This is a genomic window from Chryseobacterium sp. G0162, from assembly GCF_003815715.1.
In the GTDB taxonomy this organism is placed as follows: domain Bacteria; phylum Bacteroidota; class Bacteroidia; order Flavobacteriales; family Weeksellaceae; genus Chryseobacterium.
This window is the reverse complement of record NZ_CP033922.1, coordinates 249,396-265,864: the sequence shown is the minus strand read 5'-3', so window position 1 is coordinate 265,864 and position 16,469 is coordinate 249,396. Positions and strand designations below refer to the sequence as shown.

General features: G+C 35.3%; 18 protein-coding genes. 9 read left to right on the top strand and 9 right to left on the bottom strand.

From position 1 onward, the window contains the following. Positions 1-3: 3 nt before the first annotated feature. Entirely contained in the window at positions 4-1,101 is a 1,098-nt protein-coding gene (locus tag EG344_RS01305; RefSeq protein WP_123907925.1) for a DUF692 family multinuclear iron-containing protein, read from the top strand. 40 nt (positions 1,102-1,141) lie between these two features. Next, entirely contained in the window at positions 1,142-1,627 is a 486-nt protein-coding gene (locus EG344_RS01300; RefSeq protein ID WP_228412824.1) for a DUF1772 domain-containing protein, read from the top strand. 218 nt (positions 1,628-1,845) lie between these two features. Here EG344_RS01300 and rpe read toward each other — a convergent pair whose 3' ends face one another. Genes rpe through EG344_RS01285 form a run of 3 tightly spaced genes read right to left on the bottom strand, consistent with a single transcriptional unit; the run spans position 1,846 to position 3,899 of the window. Further along, positions 1,846-2,496 carry a ribulose-phosphate 3-epimerase gene (gene rpe, locus EG344_RS01295; RefSeq protein WP_065397539.1) on the bottom strand — a complete coding sequence of 217 codons (651 nt, stop codon included), beginning with the start codon at positions 2,494-2,496 and terminating at the stop codon, positions 1,846-1,848. A 27-nt stretch (positions 2,497-2,523) separates the two neighbouring features. Then, positions 2,524-2,823, bottom strand: a complete 300-nt coding sequence (locus EG344_RS01290) for a hypothetical protein (protein ID WP_123907923.1) — start codon at positions 2,821-2,823, stop codon at positions 2,524-2,526. A 2-nt stretch (positions 2,824-2,825) separates the two neighbouring features. After that, a complete protein-coding gene (locus tag EG344_RS01285) occupies positions 2,826-3,899 on the bottom strand; it encodes a M28 family peptidase (RefSeq protein ID WP_123907922.1) in 1,074 nt (357 codons plus the stop codon). Between the two features lie 51 nt (positions 3,900-3,950). Here EG344_RS01285 and EG344_RS01280 point away from each other — a divergent pair, with 51 nt between their 5' ends. Next, complete coding sequence (locus EG344_RS01280) at positions 3,951-4,655, top strand: DUF4294 domain-containing protein (RefSeq protein WP_123907921.1); 705 nt, start codon at positions 3,951-3,953, stop codon at positions 4,653-4,655. Between the two features lie 23 nt (positions 4,656-4,678). Here the strand turns inward: EG344_RS01280 and EG344_RS01275 are convergent, their stop codons facing one another. Next, complete coding sequence (locus tag EG344_RS01275) at positions 4,679-5,095, bottom strand: NUDIX domain-containing protein (RefSeq protein WP_123907920.1); 417 nt, start codon at positions 5,093-5,095, stop codon at positions 4,679-4,681. A 111-nt stretch (positions 5,096-5,206) separates the two neighbouring features. Next, entirely contained in the window at positions 5,207-5,881 is a 675-nt protein-coding gene (gene mnmD, locus EG344_RS01270) for a tRNA (5-methylaminomethyl-2-thiouridine)(34)-methyltransferase MnmD (protein WP_123907919.1), read from the bottom strand. An 85-nt stretch (positions 5,882-5,966) separates the two neighbouring features. Between mnmD and EG344_RS01265 the strand changes: the two genes are divergently transcribed. The 5 genes from EG344_RS01265 (at position 5,967) to EG344_RS01245 (ending at position 10,649) form a co-directional block, all read left to right on the top strand. Then, complete coding sequence (locus EG344_RS01265; RefSeq protein ID WP_123907918.1) at positions 5,967-7,037, top strand: branched-chain amino acid aminotransferase; 1,071 nt, start codon at positions 5,967-5,969, stop codon at positions 7,035-7,037. Positions 7,038-7,423: 386 nt separating this feature from the next. Beyond that, the gene (locus EG344_RS01260; protein WP_123907917.1) at positions 7,424-7,936 is read left to right on the top strand and encodes a hypothetical protein; all 513 of its coding nucleotides are present in this window, start codon (positions 7,424-7,426) and stop codon (positions 7,934-7,936) included. A gap of 81 nt (positions 7,937-8,017) precedes the next feature. Next, positions 8,018-9,055, top strand: coding sequence for a peptidylprolyl isomerase (locus tag EG344_RS01255; protein ID WP_228412938.1), 1,038 nt, complete (start codon positions 8,018-8,020; stop codon positions 9,053-9,055). 111 nt (positions 9,056-9,166) lie between these two features. Beyond that, on the top strand, positions 9,167-10,333 hold the full coding sequence (locus EG344_RS01250) for a retropepsin-like aspartic protease (RefSeq protein ID WP_123907916.1): 1,167 nt from the start codon (positions 9,167-9,169) through the stop codon (positions 10,331-10,333). A gap of 94 nt (positions 10,334-10,427) precedes the next feature. Beyond that, positions 10,428-10,649, top strand: a complete 222-nt coding sequence (locus EG344_RS01245) for a hypothetical protein (RefSeq protein WP_065394710.1) — start codon at positions 10,428-10,430, stop codon at positions 10,647-10,649. A gap of 99 nt (positions 10,650-10,748) precedes the next feature. On the opposite strand, the gene EG344_RS01240 is transcribed toward EG344_RS01245, so the two are convergent. Further along, positions 10,749-10,979: a hypothetical protein gene (locus tag EG344_RS01240; RefSeq protein ID WP_123907915.1), complete on the bottom strand. Its 231-nt coding sequence runs from the start codon at positions 10,977-10,979 to the stop codon at positions 10,749-10,751. A 550-nt stretch (positions 10,980-11,529) separates the two neighbouring features. Between EG344_RS01240 and EG344_RS01235 the strand changes: the two genes are divergently transcribed. Then, positions 11,530-11,982, top strand: coding sequence for a hypothetical protein (locus EG344_RS01235; RefSeq protein WP_123907914.1), 453 nt, complete (start codon positions 11,530-11,532; stop codon positions 11,980-11,982). Between the two features lie 335 nt (positions 11,983-12,317). Here EG344_RS01235 and EG344_RS01230 read toward each other — a convergent pair whose 3' ends face one another. From EG344_RS01230 to EG344_RS01220, 3 genes are read right to left on the bottom strand one after another with little or no spacing between them, the layout of a single operon-like run. Then, positions 12,318-13,676, bottom strand: coding sequence for a M20/M25/M40 family metallo-hydrolase (locus EG344_RS01230; protein WP_123907913.1), 1,359 nt, complete (start codon positions 13,674-13,676; stop codon positions 12,318-12,320). 2 nt (positions 13,677-13,678) lie between these two features. After that, on the bottom strand, positions 13,679-15,040 hold the full coding sequence (locus EG344_RS01225) for a M28 family peptidase (RefSeq protein WP_123907912.1): 1,362 nt from the start codon (positions 15,038-15,040) through the stop codon (positions 13,679-13,681). A 1-nt stretch (position 15,041) separates the two neighbouring features. Then, entirely contained in the window at positions 15,042-16,448 is a 1,407-nt protein-coding gene (locus EG344_RS01220) for a M28 family peptidase (protein WP_123907911.1), read from the bottom strand. Between the last annotated feature and the right edge of the window lie 21 nt (positions 16,449-16,469).

The following is a 16,469-nucleotide window of genomic DNA, read 5'->3' as shown; positions in this document are numbered from 1 at the left end:
AGTATGGGAAGGCCACTGTTAGGATTATCCATGATGGCAGAATCTGAGTTTATTTCAGCTGTTTTGCCTTTATTACAAAGCAATTCTATTGAAGTGCTTGAATGGTCGTTCGATACGTTCTATAATACGGAAGAACCTGTTTGGTTGAGTGAGTTGCTTAATTTTTATTCCGAAAACAATCGTTTGATCGGGCATGGAGTCTATTATTCATTATTTGATGCTCTATGGACTGAAAGACAAGAGCTTTGGCTGGAAAAATTAAAAGAAGAGTTTCATAAAAGAAAATACAAACATATTACGGAACATTTCGGTTTCATGAATACCGAAAATTTTCATCAGGGAGTACCACTGCCGGTATCGCTGCATTCTAAAACATTAGAAATTGGAAAAGACAGACTGTACAGGTTGCAAGATGCTGTAGAGGTTCCTGTAGGAATAGAAAATCTTGCTTTTGCATTTTCATTGGATGACGTAACTGAGCAGGGCGTATTTCTTGATAAATTAACGGAAGATATTGATGGATTCCTGATTCTTGATCTTCATAATATCTATTGTCAATCTTGTAATTTCAATGTTGATATGCGGGATATCATCAAACTGTATCCCTTGAATAAAGTCAGGGAAATTCATCTCTCAGGAGGCAGCTGGCAGGAAAGTGTATACAGTAAGACACCGGTAAGGAGAGATACTCATGATGATGCGATTCCTAAAGAAATTTTGTCTATACTTTCTTCGGTTGTGTTCCAGTGTAAGAACCTGGAATATATTATCATTGAAAGGCTGGGACACACTATTAATACAGAAGAAAAAAAGAAAAATTTCCTGGATGATTTTGCACAGGTCAGAACACTGATAGATTCATCTGACTGGGAAGGAGCGGATAAAGACCTCTGGAATAAAAAAAAAGTGCAATTTCAAAAAAACCCTTTAGAAGATATGATTCTGCATGAAGAGCAAACATTGTTAACAAAACTTTTATTTGACAATGCCGGAGTTGCCTCTATTAAAAATCATGAATTCCATTATTTTAAAACAAAAGACTGGGATCCGGAGATGATTCTTACCGCTCAGAATATCATTAAAAAATGGAATCCCTATTGAAAAATGATTCTCTAATAACCACAAACCAAATTATATGAAAATGACAACTCTATTATTAATCATAACAGCTGTATTGACGGCACTTATTGCTGGGCTTTTCTATGCATATTCATGTTCTGTAGTCTTAGGATTAGGAAAATTGCCTGATGCGGAATATCTGAAGGCAATGCAAAATATCAACCGCGAAATACTGAATCCTGTATTTTTTATGAGCTTTATGGGGACTGCAATTCTTCTCCCTGTGTCTACTTTCTTTTTTCGGGGAGAACAACCGGTTTTTATCCTTCTTTTATTGGCTACATTGGCTTATTTGATCGGAGTTTTCGGGGTTACAGTGGTAGGGAATGTTCCTATGAATGACCAACTTGATCAATTTGATATTTCCGGTTCTGCCGTTGAAGCGATTAAGCAAATGCGTGAAAATTTTGAAAGCAGATGGAATTTTCTGAATAATATAAGAACTGGTTTTTCAGTAGTCAGTATAATATTACTGGTTTGTGCTTGTATCTGGCATAAAGAATTATAGATGTAATTTTTATATTAGGTAAAAATACTCGAACTTAAATTCCGTATTTCTACGGATTGACTGGAATGTATTTTATACAGAACTTTGTGTTGTTAGTAAGAAGAAATCTAAGACATAGAAAAATTTTGAAAAAAATTAATAACCAGGACGACTCAGATTCAAATTGAAAAGGCAGCTCTATTAGAGCTGCCTTTTGTGTGTTTACACTTATGTCCTTTTTAGATTTTCAAAAGTTCAATAGTTCTTTCCGGGCTTTCAGCAGAGAATACTGCATTTCCTGCAACCAGAACATCAGCTCCGGCTTCGAAAAGTTTAGAAGCATTGTCAAGATTAACTCCGCCATCTACTTCAATAAGTGCTGTAGAGTTGTTACTTAAGATAAGATCTTTTGTTTCAGCAATCTTTTTGTAAGTATTCTCAATGAACTTCTGTCCTCCAAATCCGGGATTTACACTCATTAATAAAACAAGATCTACATCTGCAATAATATCTTCAAGCATGAGAACAGGAGTAGATGGGTTTAAAACAACCCCTGCCTTTGCCCCTTTACTTTGGATATGGTGGATGGTTCTGTGAAGATGAGTGCATGCTTCATAATGTACAGATACAAGGTCCGCACCATGGTTGATGAATTCATCAACATATTTTTCAGGTTCCACGATCATCAGGTGAACATCCACGAATTTTTTAGCATGCTGCTGAACTGTTTTCATCACAGGAAAACCAAATGAAATGTTAGGGACAAATCTACCGTCCATTACATCAATATGGAACCAATCTGCCTGAGATCTGTTTAGCATTTCAATATCTCTTTGCAGATTCCCAAAGTCTGCAGATAAAAGGGATGGAGCAATAAGCTTCGTTTTCATTTTTACTTTTTATACTTTTACTTTATATTATCCTATTGAAAATGAATGGTCATGGGTGAAATAGTAATAGATCAAATAGCCTGTTACTAAAATCACTTCAATAATTGACAGTTTTTTATTACTGATACTTCTGAGTAAAAATCTGTCGGTAACCAAAAGTCCGAACAAAATGAGAAGGCCAATGATTTCTATTGTGATTCCTAAATTTTCACTGCTGTGAAAAGTAAATAATTGATAAACAATTAAAGGGACACCAAACCCTGTCAGTATGATGAATATGATAGAGATGAAAGTCGGCTTCTTGATTAAGTCAGAAATTGCGTTCATTCTTAATGATATTTCAGTTTCATTTCCGGTTTAATCTTCAGAACCGTTTCGTAGATCAATTTGATAACATTGGCTACGTCTTCTTTAGATACCATTTCCACCGTTGTATGCATATAACGCAAAGGTAAGGAAATTAGCGCGCTTGGTACACCTCCGTTAGAGTGAGCAAAAGCATCAGTGTCAGTCCCTGTAGATCTGCTTGCCGCAGCTCTTTGGTAAGGTATTTTTTTTGTTTTTGCTGTGTCGATAATCAATTCTCTGATTGTATGGTGAACACTTGGAGCAAAAAATACTACCGGTCCTGCACCACACTTTTGGTCTCCTTCTTTTTTCTTTTCAATCATTGGAGTGGTAGTATCGTGCGTTACATCAGTTACAATGGCAATATTAGGTTTAATGGTATCGGCAATCATATCTGCGCCATACAAACCTACTTCTTCCTGTACAGAATTGGTAATATAAAGACCGAATGGAATCGATTTTTTATTTTCCTTTAAAAGTCTTGCCACTTCAGCAATCATGAAACCTCCGATTCTGTTATCAAGGGCTCTGCATACAAAATACCTGTCATTCATTTCGAAGAATTCGTCAGGGTAGGTAATCATGCATCCTACAAAAATTCCCATATCTTCTACTTCCTTTTTGGAAGTTGCTCCACAATCAATGAAGATGTTTTCGATTTTTGGGGTAGGTTCATTCTGATTTGTTCTTGTATGAATAGCCGGCCATCCGAATACTCCTTTTACAATTCCATTTTCTCCATGAATGTGCACTACTTTTGATGGGGCAATAGTCTGGTCTGAACCTCCGTTTCTGATTACATAAATCAATCCGTCATCCGTAATATAGTTAACATACCACGAGATTTCATCAGCATGGGCTTCGATCACTACTTTAAATTCTGCTTCAGGATTGATGATACCATAGCATGTTCCGTAATGATCCACTTCAATCTTGTCCACATAAGGTCTGATGTAGTCCATCCAAACCTCCTGTCCCTTGTGTTCGTATCCTGTTGGAGATGAAGTGTTTAAATATTTCTCTAAAAATTTTAAAGATTTCTTTTCAAATTTCATAAAAAGGAATGATTTTTGCGTTTAATTTTTGTTCTTATAAGTGTAAAAATAATGAATTTTAGTAAGATTATCTGTCTTTTTATGTTCTTTTTTGGAGTCAGTGTTTTTGGGCAGAATGATACTGTGGTGGCAAAACCATTGAATCAATACCCCGCTGAATCTTTGAAAGTAGATGAATTTGGCAATAAGTATTATTACGACGAACAGCAGAAGGTTAAGATTTATGAAGTAAATGGGGAGCCTGTAGTTGTAATGGATGAGTTGGTTTTAGTTAATAAACCGAGGTTTAATAATCAGTTGGATAAAAATTACTATTATTTCTTAAATAAGAAGTTATACAGAGTATATCCGTTATTTGTAACTGCTTTACAGCAATACAGAGACATTCAGGAAGATATGAATGATATGGATAATAAAGCCAAGAGAAAGTTCATAAGAGAAAGGCAAAATATGCTTGCCGATCAATATGAAAAGCAATTGAGAGATCTTACCACTACCGAAGGACAAGTTTTTGCAAAACTTATGAACAGGGCGACCGGTAAAAATGTATATGAGATTATTAAAGAGATGAGAGGCGGGTTTAGTGCCTTTTGGTGGAATCTTAAAGGGAAAATGGCAGATATTGATTTGAAAGATCGATATGATCCCCATAAAAACAGAACAGACGAATTTGTAGAGTCATTACTACAGTCTAACTGGAATTCAGGGTATTTGAAACCTTATCCCGGAGCAAGTGATTTTAAAGTAAAAAGATAATAAAAAAATTCCTGTAAGCTCACTTACAGGAATTTTTCTTTTAGTTTATCAAATACGATTTTATCTATAGGAAGTGGGAAAGGGTTATCCGGTCTGTCAATATCCATCCATTCCGTTTTTTCAATACAGGGATCCAAAATAAGGAATTCCTTTTCATCTATAATATTTACGATGTAGTAGATGGTAAGAAGCTGTTCATTTTCTCTGAAGCGGGAAACAAGAAAGTCTTCCTGGGTATAGAAATGTTCTATAATATCTACTTTTACATTCAGTTCTTCATCGAATTCACGGTGTAGACATTCCAATGTTCCTTCACCATATTCCAATCCGCCACCTGGAAATTTCACTAAAGGTTCGCCGGCATATTCTTCAAATAAAGTGAGTACTTTTTTATCTTTTACCACACAGCCATACACTCTAATGTTGATCTTGTCTATCATATATATAATGTATAATATTTTGTATAGCTAAGGTAATAAATTTTGTGAGGAGTATAGTGATGAAAAAGATAAAAATACGGAAAAAGTAAATTGTTCCATATGTCTTATCATTTATAGCTTTATTGCATTAATCATTTCTCTTTTTCCCGGAGGTCCCTGCTTTTTCTCAACCTGAAAGTCTAACTCCTGAAGAATTCTTCTTACACTTCCTTTAGAAGAGTAGGTTGTTAATAATCCGTTAATGGCCATTTTGTCAGATACCAGTTCAAATAATGGCTTTTCCCATAAATCCGGCTGTACTCTTGCTCCGAAACAGTCGAAATAAACAAGGTTGATTTTAGGCAGATCTATATTCTTCAGGTCAAAAAAGTCACATTCTATCTTTTTAAGGTTGAAACCACTAATGATTTCTACTGAGTTTTCCCAATCTGCCAGATGAATTTTCTGATAAATATTTTTAAATTCTGGGTTATCAAAAAGTTCAAAATAAGCTAAATCGTTAACTTCGGATTCATTTATGGGGTATTTTTCGAGCGAAAAATAATTGATGACATGATTTTTGTCAGTTTTTAAATATTCATTAATTGTTACTAAAACATTCAAACCTGTTCCAAAACCTAGTTCTAAAATATTAATTTCGCAATCATTGATTAGGTTTAGTCCATTTTTGATAAACACATGTTCTGCTTCCTGAAGAGCCCCGTGATGGGAATGGTAATTTTCATTTAAATCATTGATAAACAATGTTTTACTTCCGTCGTTTGTAGTCTTAATTTCTCTTTTCAAACTAAATTTTTGTCAAATTTACTCTAAAATTTTTATATTTAGAAAATTATATTAAATTTGTAGAACATCGTAAAAATTTTAAAAAATGATAATTCAAAAAACTGAAAACTCCAGAATTTCTACATTTGACCCTAACAATTTTTCGTTTGGTGGAACTTTCATAGATCATATGATTATATGTGAGTACGAAAACGGAAAATGGGGTGATGTAAAATTAGTTCCTTATGGTCCGATACCATTTACCCCTGCTATGATGGGAGTAAACTATGGGCAAGCTTGTTTTGAAGGTATGAAAGCCTATAAAGACAAAGATGGGCAGGTTTTCCTTTTCAGGCCTGAAAAGAATTTTGAACGTATCAACAAGTCAGCGAAGCGTCTTGCTATGCCTGAGGTGACTGAAGAAATGTTTTTAGACGGATTAAAAGCATTAGTAGATATTGACAGAGACTGGATTCCTCAGGGAGAAGGAATGTCTTTATATATCAGACCATTGATTTTTGCTACAGAAGAAGCTTTGAAAGCAAGAGTTTCTGAAAAATATATGTTTGCTATCGTAGCAACACCGGCGAAGAGCTATTATTCAGAGCCTGTTTCTGTAAAAATCTCTGATCACTATTCAAGAGCAGCAAATGGGGGAGTAGGTTCTGCTAAAGCAGCTGGTAACTATGCAGCTTCTTTCTATCCAACTCAATTGGCTATTGAAGAAGGATATGAGCAAATCATCTGGACTGATGATGCAACTCACGAATATTTTGAAGAGAGTGGTACAATGAACGTATTTGTAAGAATCAACGATACCATCTATACACCACCAACCTCTGAAAAAATTCTTGACGGAGTAACAAGAGACAGCTTCCTTCAATTGGCTAAGAAAAGAGGTATCGAAGTAAAAGTTGAGCCAATTCCGGTAAAAACAGTAATCGAGGCTTTGAAAAACGGTTCTCTTAAAGAAGTATGGGGAGTAGGTACAGCAGTGGTAACCACTCAATTCCAGGCTTTAGGGTATGAAGGGGAGAAATTATCACTTCCAAGATTATCAGACGAAGAAAGCTATGCAGCGATTCTTAAAAAAGATTTAGTAGATCTTCAAAACAACCTTTCTGAAGATCCATTCGGATGGAGAGTAGCTGTAGATCATGTACTTGAAACAGTTTAAGAGTATCTAAATACATTATAGGAAGCCGGGAATTCTCCCGGTTTTTTTATTATTATATTTTTTAGATTAAATTTTACACAAATTAAGAAATAGGGACGTATATTATATTTTACCCGTAGATTGCGTAGATTTACACAGATGTTTGCTTGTAATTTTGTTCAAAGGTTGTGAAGATTAGTGTATCAAAAAAATCTTTGATTTTTAAACTTAAGTTTTCTTACCAACACTATACTTTTAACTTATAAAACTTAAGTGTTCAAAACTTTTGTATCTTTTGTGGTTAAGATTTTACCCATAAATGGTAACAGAGGTTTTTATATAATTTACATTTATGGTTTAAAAGCTTTTGTAATTGATTCGCAAAATGTGTATTTTCGCAAAAGTTTATGAAAAAATTACTCTTCATATCAGCCATAAGCTTGCTGAGCTGTAATAGAAATACGCAGACTGCCCACCCTCCGGTAGGGGGTGTTTTGAGCCAGAAAGATCTGGATGTTTCTAAAAACAGGATGAAAAGCCTGAATACCATCGAAAGAGGGCAGATTCAGGATTGGATCAATGGGCAAAACGTAAAGTTTTATCCTACACAGCTTAATTATTGGGTGACGGTTGACAGTTTTGATCGTAGAGAAAGAAGAGCAGATAATACTCTGATTTCCTATTCTTATGAATTGTATGATTTTGACCAGACCAGGATCTATGATCAGCCATTTGAAAGAAGAGATGCCAAATTTGGACATTTTGATGAACTGAAAGCGGTGGAAAATGCTTTACGTTTTATACATGATGGAGAGGAATTGACGCTTTTGGTACCGTCTTCTTTGGCTTATGGAACTTTTGGAGACGAAAAGAAAATAGACAACGATATACCTTTAATCATAAAATTAAAAGCTTTATAATACATGAAATTGTTTAACAAGAATATAATTCTGGCAGCGGCAAGTGTTTCGCTGATGAGTTGTACCCCAATTTATAAAAAAATGAACGTAGACAAAGAAACTTACGAAGGTCTTAATGACGGACTTTATGCCAATCTTCAAACTACAAAAGGTAACATGATTGTTAAGTTTGAGGACAAGAAAGCACCAGTAACTGTAGCCAACTTTATCGGTCTTGCAGAAGGGAAAATCGATAACAAAGCTAAGGCTAAGGGAGTTCCTTACTATGACGGAACTATTTTCCACAGAGTAATCAAAGATTTCATGATCCAGGGAGGTGATCCTCAGGGAACAGGAATGGGAGATCCTGGATATAAATTCGAGGACGAAAGAAACGATCTTAAACACACAGGGAAAGGTATTCTTTCTATGGCGAACTCCGGACCAAATACAAACGGTTCCCAGTTCTTCATTACTGAAGTAGCTACCCCTTGGTTAGACGGAAGACACACAATCTTCGGAAAAGTAGTAAAAGGTAATGATGTGATTGATACTATTGCTAATGTTGAAAAAGGAGCTCAGGATAAACCTAAAACAGATATCGTTTTAGAAAAAGTTTCTATCTTCGGTAAAGGTGATGAGTACAAAAACTACGATGCAGCAAAAACTTTCAACGAAGGAAAAGCTAAAATCGCAGAAAATAATAAAGCTTTTATTGCTAAAGAAGAAGCAGAAAAAAAGAAAAAAGAAGAAGAATTCAAAGCAAACCAGGAAAAATTAGTTGAAAGCTTAAAAGCTGGAATGCAAAAAACTGAATCAGGTCTTTACTATAAAATCACTAAAACTGCTGACGGTAAAGCTCCAAAAGCAGGTGATAACGTATCTGTACATTATGCAGGTAAATTAGTAGATGGAACTGAATTTGATTCTTCATTCAAGAGAAACGAGCCTATCGATATTCCAATCGGAATGGGAAGAGTAATCAAAGGATGGGATGAGGGAATCCTATTATTAAAAGAAGGAGAAACTGCTACATTATTGATCCCACCAGCAATGGGTTACGGAGAAAGAGGTGCAGGAGGAGTTATCCCACCAAACTCTTGGTTAGTTTTTGACGTTGAGCTTGTAAAAGTAAAATAGTTGAATCTTTAAGATATGAAAGCCGTCCTGAAAAGGGCGGCTTTTTTGTTAATCTATAAGTGAAGGTTTTGTCTACACTCTAAAAATGACTACTTTAGTAAAAACTACTTCATGAAAAAAATCTTCTACACTCTTTTTATATTCTCCCATCTTAGTCTTATTGCTCAAGGGAAGAAGTTCTTTGAAAACGGAGACGTTCAGCTAAAGTCAGCCGTTGAAAAAATTAATTTAAAATATTCTACAGACTTACCTTTTGTAAAAGTAAGTATCAACGGGAAAATATATAATTTTCTTTTAGATACTGGAGCTCCAACCGTTATTTCTACGGCAATTTATACAGATTTGGGTCTTGAAAAGAAACATAAAAGCAGTGTAAAGGACTCACAGAAAAATAAACAGGACCAGATATTTACGGTATTGCCTGAAATGATTATAGATCAGCTAGCTTTTAAAGATATTGGAGTTATGGTGATGGATCTTACGGCAACTGAATTTGAATGCTTTAAAATAGATGGAATTCTTGGTTCTAATCAGATGGCTAAACTTTTTTGGAGAGTGAATTATAATGAGAATTCATTGGAAGCAACTCAGGATCTTTCTACGTTTGATCTTACAGGTTATGATATTGTGATTCCTTTTGATGTAAAAGATCAGAAAACACCTATTATAGAAGCCAATGTTTTTGATAAGAAAATGAACCTTATATTTGATACAGGGTCTTCAGGAAATATAAAGATAACGACCAATAATTACAATTCTAAAAAAGTAACTGAGAAAGTAGATGTTTACGGAAATAGCTCTGTAGGGGCTTTTGGGACCGGAAATCCTGTGCTGGGATATATTTTTAAAGCTTCTAATGTTACTTTGGGAAATAAAAGTTTTAGCAATGAAGTAATAACAACAGGCAATTCAGGCTTAGTAGGAAATGATTTTTTGAAAAACTTTGTATTTGTTCTGGATTGGGAATCTCGTAAGATTTATATGAAGCAAATTAAGGAAACTATTCATAAGCTGGAGTCTTTTGGTTTTGGGTATCGTTTTATAGACTCTAAGCCTATTGTAGCCTATGTATTTCAGGAAGAGAATTTTCCTTTGAAGGTGGGAGATTCTATCATTAGTATTAATAATATAAACCTTGATAATCTTGACAAAGAAGGTGTCTGTCATTATTTCCTGAACAGAATAGAAAAAGATAATGTTGTTATGGACTTGAAAATAAAAAGAGGCGGAGCTGAAATGAATGTGAACCTTAAAAAGAAAGTCTATTTAAAAGGGTAATGATTAAGATGTAAAATACCGTGGAAATACGGTCTCTTGTGAAAATAAATTATCCCTATCTTTATCCCACACCAACGAAATAAAAATATAAAATATGTTTGATTTGAATTACGATTTAATAAAGCAGACAATAGAGGCTGAAGTTTGTAAAGAACACAACTTACATCCGGAGTTTGTAAAAACTGATGACGGCTTTGGGATAAAAGCTTGTTGCCAACCTTTTCATGCGGAATTAGTAGCAAAATCTGAAAAAATGGTCGAGGAGGAGACGACACAATTCCTTGAAAAGATGATGAAAGATATCTTCAAAGAATAATCTGTGAAATTGTAGATAAACAATGTATAAAAAAACCGCCCTTCAATAAAAGGGCGGTTTTTCAGTAAAAGAGTGAAATAAAAGTTATATGTTTCTACCTTATCTTTTCTTCATCCCTGTTCCAGCAAGGGAACTGATGAATACAAGACCAAAGCCGATATAAGCGGCAAAGGCGGTAAGATATACTATTAAGCTATTAAAACTTGGTTTTGAACTGTATACCAGTACAGAAAAAGCAGCAAAACTTAATACCAAAAGCAAGCTCCAGATATGCATTTTTGCAGCGTCTTCATTTCTCTTAAAAATCATTTCAAAAAAGGCTCTCATCATTACTAACATTTTAAGGGTTATACATTAATTAATTGAGAATAAATTAGGTATAATTATCATGGTATAAAGAAAGCATACTTCTTTACTGGGCTAAGGTTCATGATAACTTTGCCGTTTATTCAATATTATGATACCGGGCTTTGAAGTCCGGAATTAATAATCGTTTTTGAATCAATACATGATTCACGGTTTCTTATTGATGATACCTGTTAGATACGGGGCATAAATCTGCTGTGAAAAATCAACCGGAGGGCCAATCAATCACGTACCCGTATCTTTTACGGCATCGTAGAAAAAAAAGGATTCATATACGAGATATGAACTTTGAATCAGTGGAAAACTGAAAATCCACAGAAAACCTTTTTTCTCATCCTTAGTGCTTTTTTTAATTTTTTCTCAATAATTTACATGCCAATATCATGCCAAAGTGATTATTTCACGATTAACACATTATTTTAAAAGGGCGTATGCTGTTGTTTTTTAGGAGGTTTTTTAACTTATTTCCTTAAACAAAGAAAAAAGCTTTATTTTTAGATTATAATTGTTTGAAATGAATAGAATATATATTGGGTTAATTTTATTTTTCAGCAGCCTAGGATATGGACAGCAGCTTTCGGAAACAGAAAGAAAAATGACTGAATTGGTAGGAATCTGGAAAACTGAGGTAGAAGGAAGTTCACTATCTTTAATCATAAGCTTGGAGAAGGGAGAGAAAGAACATTTTCAAATTGTATTAATTAATATAAACGGAGAAAAATTCATAGTGAATGAAAGCAAAATTTCTTCCTCTGCACCATCAGAATATCAACTAAAAGTTATTAAAGCTGCTTTTGAAAAGTATCAAGATTGTACCATCAAAGATGCTGTCATTGACCTTAAAAAGCTTGAGAATAATACGATTGCTTTTGGCTATCATTCTAAAGTTTCAGACTGTTCGTTTGGTTCGGATAATGGATTGGAAATTCCTGATATTGATGGGCTGATTTTTAAAAAAGAAAAATAGATCTTGATTATAAAATTCTTAGATATAGGTTTTGGCTTAAATCCAATGGAATTTATTGTATGATTTGAATGGGCTATGCTTCGATTATGTTCAGAATTATGCGTTTCTATTGAATTTTTTACACGCAGTTTGTCATTCTGTAAGAATCCAGATTAGGTTTTTAATTGAATAACAAAGGCTGTACTGAAACAGAAGCTCAATTTCAAACCTGATTTAAATGGAAATCTTGGTGTAATTTGTGGTATCATATTTTGGATCTGTGTTTTTAAAACAAAGAAAACCCATCAAATCTTATCAAGACTTAATGGGTTCATTTATATCAAACTGGCATTTCACTACCAGTTTTTATCAATCATATAAATAATATGGGTCATGGCTACGGCTCCCAATAAAAGCTCTCTTCTGTTAACTTTCTCAAAGGTGTCTTCTTCAGTATGATGAATATCAAAATAACGTTGAGAATCTGGCATCAATTCAGCCGCGGGAACTCCCATATCATGAAGTGGATAAAGATCTGTTCCGGAAAATCTTTCTTCAAAGTTGTACACTCCATACGGTAGGAATAGTTTTGACCAGCTTTGAATTTGTTTTCTTTTGGTATCATCCATGTCCAGAGCGATTCCTCTCGGTGCAAAACCTCCGGCATCGGATTCTATGGCAAAAAGATGTTTTTCATTCTTTTCTTTTACCATTTTACCATATTGAATACCGCCTTTCACACCATTTTCTTCATTGGCGAAACAAACGACTCTGATCGTGTGGTTGTTTTGTATTCCTAATTTTTTAAATGTTCTCAGAACTTCAATACTCTGAACAATTCCGGCACCATCATCATGAGCCCCTTCACCTACATCCCAGGAATCAAGGTGACCACCTACAACAATTACATTCTGGTCTTTTTTACCGGTAATTTCACCAATGACGGAGTGGGAGAGTTTCTCTCCTTTCATTCCACAGTTGGAGTTCAGTTTTGCCGTAATTTTTTGATTCTTTAATAAGGTTTCCAATTCATCTGCAGTAGTACTTCCGATAGCTACAGCCGGTATTTTGGAAACGTTTTCTTCATAGCGCATAGCTCCGGTATGAGGTACATCATCAAATGCTGAAGAAAGTGACCTGATAATGGCAAACTTTCCACCTTTTTTAGCCGTTAAAGATGCTGCGGTTGTTCTGTATTTGGATGCATCTCCATATCCTTTAAACGTTTCTATGAAGGATTGTTTGAAAGCATAATTGAAGAACAGTATTTTGTCCTTTACCTGTTCCGGGGAGAGCTTATTGTATTCATCCATAGATTTTACCATGATGATTTCCCCTGAGATATCTTTTCCGCCTGTTCCTTCAGAATTTCCCAGGGAAAGCATTTTAAGACTTTTCCAACTTCCGTTGGAGGTTTTGATGTGTAATGATTCTTTTCCCCTTACCCAAACAGGGATCATTACATCCTGAAGCCATACTTTGTCTGCACCGGCATCACGAAGTTTCTGTGCTGCCCATTGTACAGATTTCTCATAGGCTTCGGAACCGCTTAAACGGTGACCGATATTTTTAGTAAGTTCACGAAGATCGTTATATCCTTTTCCGTTATTTAAAACTTCAAGGGAGATCTTGCTGAATTGTATTGAATCTTCTTTAGCCTGGCCAAAAGCTGCCATTCCAAAAAGTAATAATGAGGTTCCTAGTATCTTTTTCATGGTTACCAATTTTTATCAATCATATAAATAAGTTGTGTCATCACCGTTGAGCCCAGAAGGAGTTCTCTACGGTTGACTTTTTCAAAAGTATCTTCTGCAGTATGGTGAATGTCAAAATAACGCTGTGGCTCCGGAACAAGTTCTGCGGTAGGAACACCCATTTCATGAAGAGGAGCAATGTCTGAACCCGAATACTTTCCTTCAAAGTTGTAAACCCCATAAGGCAGAAATAAGTTTCCCCAGCTTTTAATCTGGTTTCTTTTGGAATCATCCATTTCCAGGGAAATTCCACGGGGAGAAAATCCTCCGGCATCGGATTCTATGGCAAAAAGATGTTTTTCATTATTATCTTTTGCTGTTTTTCCGTATTGCTTTCCGCCTTTGGTCCCATTTTCTTCATTGGCAAAACAGACTGCTCTAATGGTATGGTTATTCCGGAGTCCTAATTTTTTGAATGTTCTTAACACTTCAATACTTTGAACAATTCCGGATCCGTCGTCATGAGCGCCTTCACCTACATCCCAGGAATCCAGATGTCCACCCACTACGATTACATTCTGGTCTTTTTTGCCTGTAATTTCACCTATTACGGAGTGGGAGAGTTTCTCCCCTTTCATTCCACAACTGGAATTGAGTTTGGCTGTGACTTTCTGATTTTTTAATAAAGCTTCCAGTTCATCTGCAGTTGTATTTCCAATCGTAACGGCTGGAATTTTAGCAATATTCTCTTCGTATCGCATATTTCCCGTATGTGGAACATCATCGAACGCTGAAGAAAGAGATCGGATAATTGCAAATTTTCCACCTTTCTTTGCGGTTAGAGATGCGGCAGTTCTTCTGTAAGCGCCCGATTCTCTATAGGAAATAAAAGTTTGTACATTTCCCTGATTAAAAGGATAATTAAAGAAAACAATCTTATCTTTTACCTTTTCAGGAGGGAGTTTGTCATATTCTTCTAGGGATTTAACCATAATGATCTCTCCGGAAACATCTTTTCCGCCTGTTCCTTCAGAATTACCTAAAGAAAGCATTTTAAGACTTTTCCAACTTCCATTCGAAGTCTTGATGTGTAAGGATTCTTTTCCTCTTACCCAAACCGGGATCATCACTTCCTGAAGCCATACTTTGTCTGCACCGGCATCACGAAGTTTCTGTGCAGCCCATTGTACAGATTTTTCATAGGCTTCGGAACCACTTAAGCGATGGCCTATATTTTTTGTAAGTTCACGAAGTTCATCATATCCTTTTCCGTTATTTAAAATCTCGGTGGAGATCTTGCTGAATTGTATAGAGTCTTCTTTAGTTTGGCCTGATATAAAGGTTATTCCTAAAGTTAATAATGATAAATTTACAATCTTTTTCATATTACCAGTTTTTATCAACCATAAAAATCATCTGTGTGATGGCAACCGCTCCCAGTAAAAGTTCTCTTTTATTTACTTTATCAAAAGTGTCCTGTTCAGAATGATGGTAGTCGAAATATCTTTGTGTGTCTACCACAAGTTCTGCTAAAGGAATATCCAGCTTTTTCAAAGGTGAAATATCCTGAATGGCATCTGTTTGGTCAAAATCATAAACGCCATAAGGAAGAAAATATTCTTTCCAGGGAGAAACGAGTCTTCTTCTTTGAGGAGACATATCCAATGAAAACCCTCTTGGAGAATAGCCTCCGGCATCTGTTCCTAAGGCGAATATATGTTTTTCGTCTCTCTTTTTCACGTAAGCAGCATACATTTCACGACCTTGTCCTCCGTTTTCACTATTGGCATACAGAACCACACGGATGGTATGATTGTTTTCATAACCAAGCGCTTTCAGAGTTCTTAAAACCTCGATACACTGAACAACCCCGGTTCCATCATCAATGGCGCCTTCGCCTACATCCCATGAGTCAAGTTGAGCCCCTAAAACAATCACTTTAGCATCTTTTTTACCCTGAATCTCAGCAATAATATTGGGATTGGTTGTATTGCCTTTTGATTCGGCAGTCATATTAATTTTAGCCGTTACTTTTTGCTTTTTTAATGTCTTTTCCAGTTCATCTGCCGATCTTACTCCTATTGATAAAGCAGGAATTTTAACTTTATCATCTGATTCATAGTAAATCATTTTGGCATGTGGAGTATCATCATTAGCCGTTGTTAATGATCTTATAATTAAAGCTTTTGCACCTGTTTTAGCTATGACAGAAGCAGAAATTAATTTTGATTTTGCGGTCTGTAAATAGGAGTCACTGGTGTTAATGATTTTCGGATCCATAGGAACATTCACGAAAACTATTTTGTCTTTTAACTGACCTACAGACATTGCATTAAGTTCTGAGGTAGAGTTAATTAAAACAATTTCGCCTGTCAGATCTTTTCCACCTGTTCCTTCAGAGTTTCCGAAAGAAAGCATTCTGATGTTCTTCCAATCTCCATTTTCTACTTTTATCTGTAAGGATTCTTTTCCTCTGATCCAGACCGGAGCTTTGGCTTCCTGCCTCCAGATCATATTAATGCCAATTTCCTTGAATTTTTTTTCAGCCCATTCTACTGCTTTTGTATAACCGGGAGTGGCACTGAAACGTGGCCCGATACCTTTTGTGAGTTCTCCAAGATTTTCATAAGCCCTACCGTTGGTCATAACCTCGTCTGAGATCTTTTTAAATTCATCGTGATAATTTAATTTTACAGGAATTGCTGTTCTGCCAGCAGGCTTTTTGGGGATTTTTTTTTGAGAAAATAAAAATCCACTCAAAAAGAGTGGAAGTATAATGAATATTTTTTTCATTTTTTATTTACCTTTCTTTTT

Coding starts and splice junctions, on each gene's coding strand:
- EG344_RS01305 (WP_123907925.1), top strand. CDS start 4: ATGGGAAGGCCACTGTTAGGATTATCCATGATGGCAGAATCTGAGTTT.
- EG344_RS01300 (WP_228412824.1), top strand. CDS start 1,142: ATGACAACTCTATTATTAATCATAACAGCTGTATTGACGGCACTTATT.
- rpe (WP_065397539.1), bottom strand. CDS start 2,496: ATGAAAACGAAGCTTATTGCTCCATCCCTTTTATCTGCAGACTTTGGG.
- EG344_RS01290 (WP_123907923.1), bottom strand. CDS start 2,823: ATGAACGCAATTTCTGACTTAATCAAGAAGCCGACTTTCATCTCTATC.
- EG344_RS01285 (WP_123907922.1), bottom strand. CDS start 3,899: ATGAAATTTGAAAAGAAATCTTTAAAATTTTTAGAGAAATATTTAAAC.
- EG344_RS01280 (WP_123907921.1), top strand. CDS start 3,951: ATGAATTTTAGTAAGATTATCTGTCTTTTTATGTTCTTTTTTGGAGTC.
- EG344_RS01275 (WP_123907920.1), bottom strand. CDS start 5,095: ATGATAGACAAGATCAACATTAGAGTGTATGGCTGTGTGGTAAAAGAT.
- EG344_RS01265 (WP_123907918.1), top strand. CDS start 5,967: ATGATAATTCAAAAAACTGAAAACTCCAGAATTTCTACATTTGACCCT.
- EG344_RS01260 (WP_123907917.1), top strand. CDS start 7,424: ATGAAAAAATTACTCTTCATATCAGCCATAAGCTTGCTGAGCTGTAAT.
- EG344_RS01255 (WP_228412938.1), top strand. CDS start 8,018: ATGAACGTAGACAAAGAAACTTACGAAGGTCTTAATGACGGACTTTAT.
- EG344_RS01250 (WP_123907916.1), top strand. CDS start 9,167: ATGAAAAAAATCTTCTACACTCTTTTTATATTCTCCCATCTTAGTCTT.
- EG344_RS01245 (WP_065394710.1), top strand. CDS start 10,428: ATGTTTGATTTGAATTACGATTTAATAAAGCAGACAATAGAGGCTGAA.
- EG344_RS01240 (WP_123907915.1), bottom strand. CDS start 10,979: ATGATGAGAGCCTTTTTTGAAATGATTTTTAAGAGAAATGAAGACGCT.
- EG344_RS01235 (WP_123907914.1), top strand. CDS start 11,530: ATGAATAGAATATATATTGGGTTAATTTTATTTTTCAGCAGCCTAGGA.
- EG344_RS01230 (WP_123907913.1), bottom strand. CDS start 13,676: ATGAAAAAGATACTAGGAACCTCATTATTACTTTTTGGAATGGCAGCT.
- EG344_RS01225 (WP_123907912.1), bottom strand. CDS start 15,040: ATGAAAAAGATTGTAAATTTATCATTATTAACTTTAGGAATAACCTTT.
- EG344_RS01220 (WP_123907911.1), bottom strand. CDS start 16,448: ATGAAAAAAATATTCATTATACTTCCACTCTTTTTGAGTGGATTTTTA.